Annotated in this window: 10 protein-coding genes and 1 pseudogene; 6 read left to right on the forward strand and 5 right to left on the reverse strand. The window is 73.7% G+C overall.

The window, feature by feature from the left end; genetic code table 11:
• Positions 1–127 precede the first annotated feature (127 nt).
• On the reverse strand, positions 128–1,618 hold the full coding sequence (gene miaB, locus ABZ641_RS14335; RefSeq protein ID WP_344623288.1) for a tRNA (N6-isopentenyl adenosine(37)-C2)-methylthiotransferase MiaB: 1,491 nt from the start codon (positions 1,616–1,618) through the stop codon (positions 128–130).
• 72 nt (positions 1,619–1,690) lie between these two features.
• Here miaB and ABZ641_RS14340 point away from each other — a divergent pair, with 72 nt between their 5' ends.
• The gene (locus tag ABZ641_RS14340) at positions 1,691–2,719 is read left to right on the forward strand and encodes a TAXI family TRAP transporter solute-binding subunit (protein ID WP_359981789.1); all 1,029 of its coding nucleotides are present in this window, start codon (positions 1,691–1,693) and stop codon (positions 2,717–2,719) included.
• Positions 2,720–2,761: 42 nt separating this feature from the next.
• Here ABZ641_RS14340 and ABZ641_RS14345 read toward each other — a convergent pair whose 3' ends face one another.
• Entirely contained in the window at positions 2,762–4,192 is a 1,431-nt protein-coding gene (locus ABZ641_RS14345) for a HAMP domain-containing sensor histidine kinase (RefSeq protein ID WP_344623211.1), read from the reverse strand.
• Positions 4,193–4,199: 7 nt separating this feature from the next.
• A complete protein-coding gene (locus ABZ641_RS14350) occupies positions 4,200–4,997 on the reverse strand; it encodes a response regulator transcription factor (RefSeq protein WP_359981792.1) in 798 nt (265 codons plus the stop codon).
• A 524-nt stretch (positions 4,998–5,521) separates the two neighbouring features.
• On the opposite strand from ABZ641_RS14350, the gene ABZ641_RS14355 reads away from it, so the two are divergent.
• The 5 genes from ABZ641_RS14355 to ABZ641_RS14375 all read left to right on the forward strand — a co-directional run bounded on the left by ABZ641_RS14355 (position 5,522) and on the right by ABZ641_RS14375 (position 10,688).
• The gene (locus tag ABZ641_RS14355; protein WP_344623287.1) at positions 5,522–6,250 is read left to right on the forward strand and encodes an amino acid ABC transporter ATP-binding protein; all 729 of its coding nucleotides are present in this window, start codon (positions 5,522–5,524) and stop codon (positions 6,248–6,250) included.
• 128 nt (positions 6,251–6,378) lie between these two features.
• On the forward strand, positions 6,379–7,284 hold the full coding sequence (locus tag ABZ641_RS14360; RefSeq protein WP_030272562.1) for a glutamate ABC transporter substrate-binding protein: 906 nt from the start codon (positions 6,379–6,381) through the stop codon (positions 7,282–7,284).
• 46 nt (positions 7,285–7,330) lie between these two features.
• Positions 7,331–7,981, forward strand: coding sequence for an amino acid ABC transporter permease (locus tag ABZ641_RS14365; RefSeq protein WP_344623209.1), 651 nt, complete (start codon positions 7,331–7,333; stop codon positions 7,979–7,981).
• Positions 7,978–8,811, forward strand: a complete 834-nt coding sequence (locus ABZ641_RS14370; RefSeq protein WP_344623208.1) for an amino acid ABC transporter permease — start codon at positions 7,978–7,980, stop codon at positions 8,809–8,811. Before ABZ641_RS14365 ends, ABZ641_RS14370 begins: the two co-directional genes overlap by 4 nt.
• Before the next feature lie 95 nt (positions 8,812–8,906).
• On the forward strand, positions 8,907–10,688 hold the full coding sequence (locus tag ABZ641_RS14375) for an FAD-dependent monooxygenase (RefSeq protein ID WP_344623207.1): 1,782 nt from the start codon (positions 8,907–8,909) through the stop codon (positions 10,686–10,688).
• Between the two features lie 35 nt (positions 10,689–10,723).
• Here the strand turns inward: ABZ641_RS14375 and rny are convergent, their stop codons facing one another.
• Complete coding sequence (gene rny, locus ABZ641_RS14380) at positions 10,724–12,178, reverse strand: ribonuclease Y (protein WP_344623206.1); 1,455 nt, start codon at positions 12,176–12,178, stop codon at positions 10,724–10,726.
• A 215-nt stretch (positions 12,179–12,393) separates the two neighbouring features.
• Positions 12,394–12,553 (reverse strand): annotated as a pseudogene (locus tag ABZ641_RS14385) (recombination regulator RecX); the annotation flags it as partial.

Consider the following 12,553-nt stretch of genomic DNA (forward strand, 5'->3'; position numbering starts at 1 on the left):
GGCGCACTTGGGGGGGGGGGGGGGGGGGGGGCGGGGCCCGGGGCCCCCGGCGGGGGGGGGGGGTCACCCCGGGCGCGGCGACCGCCCCGGCCGGGGCCCCCCCCCCGCGCGGGTCCCGACGGGAACGTCAGTCGCAGCCGCACCCCGGCCCCGCCGGGGCCGCGGCCGGCACCGGGGCGCCGATCGTCGGGAGGCCGAGCATCACGCCGGCCGGCTTGGCGGCCGGGGCGGCCTGCCGCTTCTCCCAGGCGTCGCCGGCCCGGGTGCGCCGGACGCCGATCGGGGCGCCCTCCGCGAGGAGGTGGTGCGGGGCGGCGTAGGTGATCTCGACGGTCACCACGTCGCCGGGCCGGACGCCCTCCGCGGGCCGGGTGAAGTGCACCAGCCGGTTGTCGGGGGCGCGGCCGGAGAGCCGGTCCGTCCGGTCGTCCTTCTTGCCCTCGCCCTCGGCGACGAGGATCTCCAGCCGGCGGCCGACCTGCTTCTTGTTCTCCTCCCAGGAGATCTCCTCCTGGAGGGCGATCAGCCGGTCGTAGCGCTCCTGGACGACCGCCTTCGGGATCTGGCCGTCCATCTCGGCGGCCGGGGTGCCGGGCCGCTTGGAGTACTGGAAGGTGAAGGCGTTGGTGAAGCGGGCCTCGCGGACGACGTGCAGGGTCTGCTCGAAGTCCTCGTCGGTCTCGCCGGGGAAGCCGACGATGATGTCGGTGGAGATCGCCGCGTCCGGCATGGCCTCGCGGACCTTGCGGATGATCTCCAGGTAGCGCGCCTGCCGGTAGGAGCGCCGCATCGCCTTGAGCACGGTGTCCGAGCCGGACTGCAGCGGCATGTGCAGCTGGTGCATCACGTTCGGCGTCTCCGCCATCGCGGCGATCACGTCGTCGGTGAAGTCGCGCGGGTGCGGCGAGGTGAAGCGGACCCGCTCCAGGCCCTCGATGTCGCCGCAGGCGCGCAGCAGCTTGGAGAAGGCCTCGCGGTCGCCCAGGTCGGAGCCGTAGGAGTTGACGTTCTGGCCGAGCAGGGTGACCTCGACGACGCCCTCGGCGACCAGCGCCTCGACCTCGGCGAGGATGTCGCCGGGCCGGCGGTCCTCCTCCTTGCCGCGCAGCGCCGGGACGATGCAGAAGGTGCAGGTGTTGTTGCAGCCGACCGAGATGGCGACCCAGGCCGCGTAGGCGGACTCGCGGCGGGTCGGCAGGGTGGAGGGGAAGGTCTCCAGCGATTCGAGGATCTCGACCTGCGCCCGCTCCTCGACCCGGGCCCGCTCCAGCAGGGCGGGGAGGTGGCCGATGTTGTGGGTGCCGAAGACGACGTCGACCCAGGGCGCCCTGCGGACGATGGTGTCGCGGTCCTTCTGGGCGAGGCAGCCGCCGACGGCGATCTGCATGCCCTCGTGCTGCTGCTTGACGGGGGCCAGCCGGCCCAGGTTGCCGTACAGCTTGTTGTCGGCGTTCTCGCGGACCGCGCAGGTGTTGAAGACCACCAGGTCCGGGTCGGCGTCCTGGGCGGCCTTCGCGTAGCCCGCCTCCTCCAGCAGGCCGGACAGCCGCTCGGAGTCGTGGACGTTCATCTGGCAGCCGTACGTGACGACCTTGTAAGTTCGCAAGCTCTCCTCCATACCCACGCCTGCAAGGGTACGGGCAGTGGGACGGCCCTCCCGCCGGGCCGTCCGGCCTGGCAGTATCCCTGCATGGCCCAGTCCTCGATACCCGCCCGGTTCGGTGCCGCCGTGCGCCGCGCCGCCCGCCGCCGGCCGGTGCCGATCGGCCTGGTGCTGCTGCTGGTGGCGGGCGCCCTCACCGGGTGGTGGCTGTCCTCCGGCGCCTCGCCCGGCTACCCGAAGGGCGAGATCGGCTTCTCGACCGGCGTGCAGCGCGGCGTGTACGACCGCTACGGGCAGCTGCTGCAGGGCTACGTCTCCACGGCGATGCCCGGGGTGCGGATGCGCCTGGACAACTCCCAGGGGTCGGTGGACAACCTGGAGCGGGTGGCCGCCGGCCGGGACGACTTCGCGATCTCGACGGCGGACGCGGTGGCGGGCTTCAACAGCCCGTCCAAGTGGCACCTGCGGGCGATCGCCCGGCTCTACGACGACTACCTGCAGCTGGTGGTGCCCGCCGACTCCAAGGTGCGGCGGACGGCCGACCTGCGGGGGCTGCGGGTCGGGGTGGGCCAGGAGAAGTCCGGCGTGAACCTCGTCACCCGCAAGCTGCTGGCCGCGGCCGGCCTGGACATCGACAAGGACGTCCGGCCGGCGCTGCTGGGCGTCGGCGACGCGGCGGACCAGCTGCGGGACGGCCGGATCGACGCGTTCTTCTGGTCCGGCGGCCTGCCGACCAACGCGCTCACCGACCTGTCGGAGCGCTACCGGATCCGGATCGTGCCGCTGGCCGACCTCGCCGAGGCGCTGCACCAGCAGGAGGGCGGCGGCGGCACCGACGCGTACCGGGCCGCGACCATCCCCAAGGACGCCTACCCGAAGGCCGAGCCGGCCGGCACCGCGGTGCCGACGGTCGCGGTGCCGAACCTGCTGGTCACCCGCGACGACGTGGACCCCGACCTGGTGCAGGGGGTGACCCGGGCGGTGATCGACAGCCGGGACACCATCGGCTCCCAGGTGCACGCCGCGCAGCTGGTGGACCTGCGCACCGCCGTCTACACCGACCCGCTGCCCCTGCACGAGGGCGCCCGGCGGTACTACACCTCGATCAAGCCCTGAGGGACCGCAGGACCAGGGCCACGGCCGCCGCCGGGCGGGGTCTCAGTCGCGGCGGCGCGGCACGGACAGCACCACGGTCAGCCCGCCGGGCTCGGCCGGGGCGAAGTCCAGCGAGCCGCCGCCCGCGAGCAGCAGGGTGCGGGCGATGGACAGGCCCAGCCCGGAGCCGTCCACGTTCTGGTGGCGGGGGCTGCGCCAGAAGCGGTCGCCGATCCGGCCGAGCTCCTCCTCGGTGAGCCCGGGGCCGGAGTCGGTCACCGCCACGCTGACCTCGCGCTTGCGCAGCACCGTGTCGACGGCCACCCGGCGCCCCGACGGGGTGAACTTCAGGGCGTTGTCCAGCACCGCGTCCAGCGCGCTGCCGAAGCCGATCGGGTCGGCCAGCCCGTACGCGACCGGGGGGCCGTCCCAGGCCAGGTCGATGCCGCGCTGGTCGGCGACCGGGCGCCAGGCGTCGACCCGGGCGAGCACCAGCGCGGTGAGGTCCACCGGCTCGGGCTCCGGGCGGGCGTGCTCGGCGGTGGCCAGGCCCAGCAGGTCGTCCAGCACCCGGGCCAGCCGGATGCCCTCCTCACGGACGGCGCCGACCTCCCCCTGGTGCCGCTCGGGCAGCTCCAGGCCGAGCAGCTCCACCCGCAGCAGCAGGGCCGCCAGCGGGTTGCGCAGCTGGTGCGAGGCGTCGGCGACGAAGGCCCGCTGCTGGTCGATGGCGAGCACCACGTGGTCGGCCATGTCGTTGAAGGAGCGGGCGAGGCGGCGCAGCTCCGGCGGGCCGCCGCTGGCGGCGACCCGTGCGTTGAGCCGGCCGGTGGCGATGTCGTGGGTGGCCCGGTCGAGGGTGCGGACGGGCCGCAGCACCCAGCCGGTCAGCCGGAGGGCGAGCAGCACGGCGACGATCATGGCGAGCGCCTCGCCGGCGCCGATCCACAGCCAGCTGTGCAGCACCCGGGCGCGCATCGGGCCGGTCGGCGACTCGGTGATCACCACGGCGACCACGTCGCCGTCGCGGACCACCGGCAGGGCGACGGTGATGGTGCGGTCCGGGGTCCACGGCCAGACCTGCGGCGGGTTGTGGCTGCGCCGCCCGTCCAGCGCCTCCTGGAAGGCCTGCGCGCCGGGGCCCTCCTCGGGCACCGTCCAGCCGACCGGGGCGACGGCGACGGAGCTGCCGTCCCGCTGGAAGATGCCGACCCGGGCGCCGTACAGGTCGTGGTAGCGGGAGGCCTCCAGGGCGAGCATGCGCAGCCGTGTGGTGTCCCCGGCGTCGGGCTCGGTGCCGCCCTTGACGGCGGTGTCGGAGCCCGCCCGGCCCTGGGTCGGCAGGTCCTGGGCGAAGCGGGCGGCGTCGTCGATCCGGTCGACCACCACCCGGCTCTGCTCGGCCGCGGCGACGGCGGCGGCCAGCGGCAGCCCGAGGGCCGCCAGCACGCAGGCCATCAGGGAGAGCAGGATGCCGAGCAGGCGGTTCTGCACGTCGGGCTCAGCGCTCCGCGGTGCCGGTGCCGGCGTTGTCCGTACCGGCGGCGTCCGTGCCGGCGGTGCCCGGGGCCCCGGTCGGTGCGGCCCGGTCGGCGTCGTCCGCGGGCTGCTCGGCGATCAGCCGGTAGCCGACGCCGCGGACGGCCTCGACGAGGCCGGGCAGGCCGAGCTTGGTGCGCAGCGAGCCGATGTGCACCTCCAGGGTGCGGCCGTTGCCCTCCCAGCCGCTGCGCCAGACCTCGCTGAAGATCTGCTCGCGGCGGTAGACCACGCCGGGGCTCTGCGCGAGCAGCGCCAGCAGGTCGAACTCCTTGCGGGTGAGCGGCACGTCGCGGCCCTGCACGCTGACCCGGCGGCGCTCGCGGTCGATCACGATGCCGCGGGAGGCGAGCGGTCCGCCGGCCTGCTCGGCCGGGCCGGCCGGGGCGGCGGGCAGGCCGCGGCGGGAGACGGCGTGGATCCGGGCGAGCAGCTCGCCCATGTCGTAGGGCTTGGTGATGTAGTCGTCGGCGCCGAGGTTGAGGCCGTGGATCCGGGAGCGGATGTCGGCCCGGGCGGTCACCATGATCACCGGGACGCCGCTGCCGGCCCTGATCCGGCTGCACACCTCGAAGCCGTCCCGGTCCGGCAGCCCGAGGTCGAGCAGCACCACCCGGAACGGATCGTTGCCGTCGGGCACGAGCGCGTCCAGCGCCTCGTGCCCGCTGCGCGCGTGCTTGACCTGGAAGCCGTGCCGGCCCAGGACAGCGGTGAGCGCGGCGGCGACCCGGTCGTCGTCCTCGACGAGCAGCAGTCGCATCCGGTACCTCCCATTTCTCCCGTTGCCGCGGTGGCCTGTCCGGCCAGTGTGCCGGGTGGGCGGCCCGACCGGTACGGCCACGCGGTTCGGAGTATTGTGCCGTCCGCCCCGGGGGCGGCGACACCGGCGTCTGCGGGGCGGACGCGCCGCCCCGGCCCATCGCACCGCACACGGCCGGTCGCCGGGGGCCGCGGCCGCGGGCCGTTACCGAGCCGATACCCGGAGCCGTCCGGACCCGTCCCGGTGCGCAGGGTGACCTCCCGGCGGCCGTGCGTGGCCTGATCGTGATCCTCAAGTTCCGCTCAGATCGACTGACATGGCATCGTCGGGCCTCCTATGGTCGGCCCACCGGGGGCTGCGGGCTCCGCCGGCTCCGGCCCCCGGCACCAGTTCGACGCACCAGGTCGATCCACTTCGCACCACCAGCACTGCCACCCGCGGGAGTTCACCCCGGGTCAGAGACGAGGAGCTACCGCGCGATGACCGAGACCGCCGTCACCGATGCCGCGGCCGCAACCGCTCCGCTGGTGGTGCTGTCCGGCGTCAACAAGCACTTCGGCGCCCTCCACGTGCTGCAGGACGTCGACCTGAGCATCCGCCAGGGCGAGGTCGTGGTGCTGATCGGGCCGTCCGGCTCCGGCAAGTCGACGCTCTGCCGGACGATCAACCGGCTGGAGACGATCGACTCGGGCACCATCACCATCGACGGCCGGCCGCTGCCTGCGGAGGGCAAGGAGCTGGCCCGGCTGCGCGCCGAGGTCGGCATGGTGTTCCAGAGCTTCAACCTCTTCGCGCACAAGACGGTGCTGGAGAACGTCGTCCTGGCCCAGGTGAAGGTGCGCCGTGTCGCGCGCGCCCAGGCCGAGGCCACCGCCCGCGAGCTGCTGGAGCGGGTCGGCGTGGGCGCCCAGGCGGACAAGTACCCGGCGCAGCTCTCCGGCGGCCAGCAGCAGCGCGTGGCGATCGCCCGGGCGCTGGCGATGCGGCCGAAGGTGATGCTCTTCGACGAGCCGACCTCCGCGCTCGACCCGGAGATGGTCACCGAGGTGCTGGAGGTCATGCGCCAGCTCGCCGCCGAGGGCATGACGATGGTCGTGGTCACGCACGAGATGGGCTTCGCCCGCTCCGCCGCCAACCGGGTGCTGTTCATGGCGGACGGCCGGATCGTCGAGGAGAACACCCCGGACGCGTTCTTCACCGCCCCGCGGACGGACCGCGCCAAGGACTTCCTGTCCAAGATCCTGAGTCACTGAACGCCGCGGCGCCCCTCTGCGCGCCGACCCAGAGCGGCCGGGCCCGACGGGGTGCCCGGCCGCAGTCACGGAAGGTCCAGCCCGGCCCCCGGTCGTCCGGTGGCCACTACCGAGGAGAGCCAACCCTCATGAGGACTCGTCGCACCATCGCCGCCGCCCTGTCGGTGCTCGCGCTGACCGCCGTCGCCGCCTGCGGCAAGGACGGCTCGCCGGCCGGCTCCGACGCCGCCGCGCCGACCCTGCCCACCTACGCCGTGAACAAGTCCGCCAACCTGGACGCCTCGCCGGTGTGGAAGAAGGCCAAGGCCAAGGGCAAGCTCACCATCGGTGCCAAGGCGGACCAGCCGTACCTCGGCTTCGAGGACGTCACCGCCAACACCCGCACCGGCTTCGACATCGAGATCGCCAAGATGATCGCGGCCGACCTGGGCTTCGCGCCCGACCAGATCGACTTCAAGACCGTCGTCTCCGCCAACCGCGAGACGGAGATCAGCGGCGGCGGCATCGACTACTACGTCGGCACCTACAGCATCAACGACAAGCGCAAGGCCTCGGTCTCCTTCGCCGGCCCGTACTACATCGCCGGCCAGGACCTGCTGGTGAAGAAGGACAACACCGCCATCACCGGCCCGGAGTCGGTCGCGGGCAAGAACGTCTGCTCGGTGACCGGTTCCACCTCGGTGACCCAGATCCAGAAGTACGTCGGCGAGGGCAAGAAGGTCGTCCAGTACGACAACTACGCCCAGTGCGTCGACAAGCTGCTGACCGGCGAGATCGACGCGGTCACCACCGACGACGCGATCCTCAAGGGCTTCGGCGCCAAGAACGCCGGCAAGCTCAAGGTCGTCGGCAAGACCTTCTCCGCCGAGAAGTACGGCGTGGGCCTGAACCACGACGACAAGGTGCTGCGGGACGCCATCAACAACGCGCTGAAGGCCCACGAGGACAACGGCGACTGGAAGAAGGCGTACGACGCGACGCTCGGCCTGTCCGGTGCCGCCGCCCCGGCCGTGCCGCCGCTCGAGCGCTACTGATCCGGTCCGGGACCGGCCGAACGACCTAGAGAGGAGGGCCGCCGGCGTGGGCATACTGTTCGAGGGCGACAACTTCGCGCTCTTCCGCGACGGTTTCCTGCAGACGATCGAGCTCAGCGCGGTGAGTGCGCTGTTCGCGCTGCTGCTCGGCACCGTGCTGGCGGCCTTCCGGGTCTCCCCGGTCCCGGCGCTGCGGGTGTTCGGCACCGTGTGGGTGAACACCTTCCGGAACACCCCGCTGACCCTGCTGTTCTTCGCGGTGATCTTCGGACTCCCGCGGCTGGACGTGCACTTCGACAACTTCACCTTCGCGGTGATCGCGCTCAGCGCCTACACCGGCTCGTTCGTCTGCGAGGTGCTGCGCTCGGGCATCAACACGGTGCCCTTCGGGCAGGCCGAGGCCGCCCGCAGCCTGGGCATGTCCTTCGGCCAGACCCTCCTCCACGTCGTGCTGCCGCAGGCGGCCCGCACCGTGCTGCCGCCGATGAGCAGCATCTTCATCGCCCTCCCGAGGAACTCGGCGATCGCCGGCGCGTTCAGCGTCGCCGAGCTCTACAGCGTGCAGGCGACACTGAGCGACAAGGGGTACGCCATCCTCGCGATCTTCTTCTGGGTGGCGCTGGCCTACCTGCTGGTCAGCTTCACCGTCGGCGGTGTGTTCCGGTTCCTGGAGAGCCGCCTGGCGGTGGTCCGATGAGCACCCGCACCGCCACCGCGACCGTCCTCTTCGACACCCCCGGCCCGAAGGCCACGCTCCGCTACCGGCTGTTCGGCGTCCTGTCGCTGCTCGCCATCGCCGGCCTCGGCTGGTACGTGTACGCCAAGCTGGACGCGGCCGGGCAGTTCGACCCCCAGCTGTGGGACCCGTTCCAGTACACGGCCGTGCAGCAGCGCATCCTCGACGGCATGGTGGCCACCCTCAAGGTCTTCGCGCTGGCCGGTGTGCTGTCGATCGTGCTCGGCGCGCTGCTGGCCGCCGGCCGGCTCTCCGACCACCTCCCGGTGCGCGCGGTGTCCTCGGCCCTGGTGCAGTTCTTCCGCGCCATGCCGCTGCTCATCATGATCTTCGCGCTGTACCACGCGGTGTTCCCCTCGGAGCCGATGCCGGCCCTCGTCCTCGGGCTCACCCTCTACAACGGCGCCGTCCAGGCCGAGATCATGCGCACCGGCATCCTCGCGCTGCCCCGCGGCCAGGGCGAGGCCGCCTACGCCCTGGGCATGGGCAAGACCCAGGTCATGGCGCTGATCCTGGTGCCGCAGGCGGTCCGGTCGATGCTCCCGGCGATGATCGGCCAGCTGGTGGTCACCCTCAAGGACACCTCGCTCGGCTTCGTCATCACCTACCCCGAACTGCTCTACGCGGGCAAGCTGATCGCCAGCAACTCCACGGGCTATCCGTACATCCCCGTGGTGATCGTCGTCGGCACGCTCTACATCGGCCTGTGCCTCGCCCTCACCGGCCTCGCCAAGTGGCTCGAGGCGCGCGGCCGACGCGGCGCGAACCGGCGCACACCTGCTGCTGCTTGACGTCAACCCAGGCGATCTGTTGCATTGCTCTTCGTGACACCACCAGGGACCACCCCCGCGGCACATGCTGATCCCGCACGCCCGGAGGTCCCCGCGTGGACCCGGTGATCGTCGTCGGGGCCGGGCCGGTCGGGCTGTCGCTCGCCCTGGCCCTGGCCCGGCACGAGGTGCCGAGCATCGTCCTCGACGAGGGCGCGGGCCTCTGCCCGGAGAGCCCCCGCACCGTCGTCCTCGGCCCCGACACCACCGCCCTGCTCGAACGCCTCGGCTACACCCGGGCCGCCTCCGACGCGGCCCGCTGGGACGCCTTCACGGTCTGGCGCCGACGCGCCGAGGTCCTGCGGATCCCGCTCGACGAGGAGCCGGTGCTGCACCTCGCGCAGCACCGGCTGCAGCGCGGCCTGCGCGACGCGGTCACCGCCACCCCGCTGATCCAGCTGGCGCCGCTCACCCGCGTCGTCGAACTCGAACAGGACCGGGACGGCGTCAGCGTCCGCACCACCGGCACCCGTGACGGCGCCTCCACCTGGTGGCGCGGCAGCCACCTGGTCGGCTGCGACGGCGCCCGCTCCACCGTCCGCAAGCTGCTGAAGATCCGCTTCCCCGGCCGGCCCGCCGTCGACCGGCACGCGGTCGCCACCGTCCGCGTCGACCTGCCCTTCCCCGGCGAGGCCCGGCTGCACCGCGAACCCCCGTGGCGCGGCGACCGCGAGGCCTCCGCCCGCCCGCTGCCCGACGGCCTGTGGCGCCTCGACTGGCGGCTGCCCCCGGGCCGCCCCGCCCCGACCGAACCGGTCGACCCGCACGCCACCTGGCCCGGCATCGTCACCGGCGACACCCTGCTCACCCGGGTCCGCGCCGCCCTCACCGGCTGGTGCGGCGAACTCCCCGCGTACGAGCTGCTCGCGGCCGCCGACCACACCGCCCAGCAGCGGCTCGCCGCCCGGTTCCGCTCCGGCCGCTGCTTCCTCGCCGGCGACGCCGCCCACCTGCACGGCGCCCTCGGCATGCAGAACCTCGTCGACGGGCTCCGCGACGCCGACAACCTGGCCTGGCGGCTCGCCCTGGCCTGGCACCTCCCCTCCGGCGGGCCGCAGCCCGGCGGGGCGCTGCTGGACGGCTACGAGGCCGAGCGGCGCAGCGCCGTCGGCGCCCGGCTGCGCGCGGTGGACCAGGCGATGCCGCTGCTGCGGCCGCTGCGCGGCTGGCAGCAGACCCGGCGGTCGATGTTCACCGGCTCGTTCCGCAAGCACGCGCCGCTGCTGGCGGACGGCCAGCTCGGCACCGGCCGCTTCGGCGGCGCACCCGCCTACCCGGCCGCCCCGTCCGGGGTGCCCGGGCAGGTCCCGGAGCAGCGCGCGGCCCGTGCCACCTCGCTCACCGAGAACCTGCCGCCGACCGCGCCGGGCGTGCAGGTGCCCGACCTGGCGGTGGTCACCACCGAGGGCACGCCGGACCGGCTGCGCGCCCGGCTCGGGCTGGGCTTCCTGCTGGTGCTGGTCGCGCCCGGCACGGCCGTCTGGTCGTCCCGGCACTGGTTGGGCGCCGGGATGATGCCGCGGCTCACCGAGGTGGCCGCGGCGCTGCCCGTCCCGGCCGAGGTGCTGGTCACCGAGGAGTACCCGGGGGCCGAGCCGCACACCGTGCTGCTGGTGCGCCCGGACGGGCACCTGGTCGGCACCACCCAGGGCTGCCGGGCCGAGGAGCTGCGCAGCCTCGCGGAGGGCGCCCGCGGCGGGCCGGCCCAGCTCCCGGCCGGCGGCGCCGGCGCCGACCGGACGCCGGAACGCGATCCGGATGCGGCGTCACGGAAGACCGCGGCCCGGGAGGACGCCGCCCGGGAGAAGGCTGCCCGGGACGGCGCGGGGCGCCGCTGACGCGCCGCAGGGAGGGCACAGGGACGCCGCAGGGCTCAGCGGGCGAACTCGGTGGCCCGGCTCTCGCGGACCACGGTGATCCGTATCTGCCCCGGGTAGGTCAGCTCCTCGCGGACCTGCCGGGCGACCTCCCGGGCGATGGTCTTGGCCCGCAGGTCGTCGACCTTCTCGGGCTGGACCATCACCCGCACCTCGCGCCCGGCCTGCATCGCGAAGACCTTGGAGACGCCCTCGTGCGAGCGGGCGATCTCCTCCAGCCGCTCCAGCCGTCGGACGTACGCCTCCAGCGACTCCCGGCGGGCACCGGGGCGGCCGCCGGAGCAGGCGTCCGCGGCCTGGGTGAGCACCGCCTCGACCGTCTTGGGGTCGACCTCGCCGTGGTGGGCCTCGATCGCGTGCACCACCTCGGCGGACTCGCCGTGCCGGCGGGCGAACTCCGCGCCGATCGCGGCGTGGCTGCCCGGCAGTTCGTGGCTGAGCGCCTTGCCGATGTCGTGCAGCAGCGCGGAGCGCTTCACCAGGTCCTGGTCGACGCCGAGTTCGGCCGCCATCATGCCGGCGATGTGCGCGGACTCCACCAGGTGCCCGAGCACGTTCTGCCCGTACGAAGTCCGGTACCGCAGGGTGCCGAGGGTCCGGACGAGCTCCGGCTCCATGCCGTCGAGTTGGACGGCGAGCAGGGCGTCCTCACCGGCCCGCACGCAGAGCCGCTCGACCTCGGCGCGGCTGCGCTCGTGGACCTCCTCGATCCGCAGCGGGTTGATCCGGCCGTCGGCGGTGAGCGCCTCCAGGGTCAGCCGGGCGGCCTCCCGGCGGACGGGGTCGAAGCAGGAGAGCTGGACGAGTTCGGGGGTGTCGTCGACGATCAGGTTGACCCCGGTGACGGCCTCGAAGGCCCGGATGTTGCGGCCCTCGCGGCCGATCACCCGGCCCTTCATGTCCTCGTTGGGCAGCTTGAAGGCGGCCACCACGGTGTCGGCGGTCTGCTCGGCGGCCAGCCGCTGGATCGAACCGGCGATGATCTCGCGGGCCCGCTGGTCGCCCTCGGTCTTGGCCCGGCGCTCGATCTCCCGGACGGTGACGGCCGCGTCCCGGCGGGCCTCCGACTCGACGGCGCGAGTGAGTTCCTCCCGGGCGCGGGCGGCGGTCAGCCCGGCGGCGGTCTCCAGCGCGCGGCGCCGATCGGTCTCCAGCTCGGCGAGTTCGGCCCGGGTGGTGTCCAGTTCCGTGGCGCGGCGGTCGAGTTCGTCCTCCTGGGCGCGCAGCCGGCGCAGTTCCTCGGCCAACCGCTCCTCGCGGCGGTCGAGTTCGGCGCGCAGCTGGGCGGCCTGGGTCTCGGCCCAGGTGCGCGCCCGCTCGGCCTCGCCGACGGCGCGGCGCTGGGCGGCCTGCAGACGCCGGATCATCAACCAGGTGAGGGCCAGGACGAGGCAGAGGACGGCGGTCAGCAGCAGGGAGGCGACCGATCCGGTGCCCATCGCGATCCTCATCCCGGCCTCACTCCCCGTGCCTGCGCGCTGTGTCGGTGCGGCGGTGAGGGAACTGCCGGGGACCGGGGGGTGGTACGCGGAACCGACTCCGACCGATCCTGCGCACGGCAGGCCGTAGCGTGATCGAAGTGATCCCTCACTGCTTGCGAGGCTAAGCGCAGGTTACGAAACGGTCAAGATGCGATCGAGAGTTGATGCCGATGACTGATGATCCGTCACCAATCCTCGCCGAGGCCTTCACTCTCCTCCCCCAGTGCCTCCCGGACGACGCGGAAGGCGAGGCCCTCGGAGTAGCCGCGGCGGGCGAGCATGCCGACCAGTCGGCGGGTGCGGGCCTGCGGCTCCAGACCGCGGGTGGTGCGGAGCTTGCGGTCG

It is taken from the genome of Kitasatospora sp. NPDC007106, assembly GCF_040634455.1.
In the GTDB taxonomy this organism is placed as follows: Bacteria; Actinomycetota; Actinomycetes; order Streptomycetales; family Streptomycetaceae; genus Kitasatospora; species Kitasatospora arboriphila.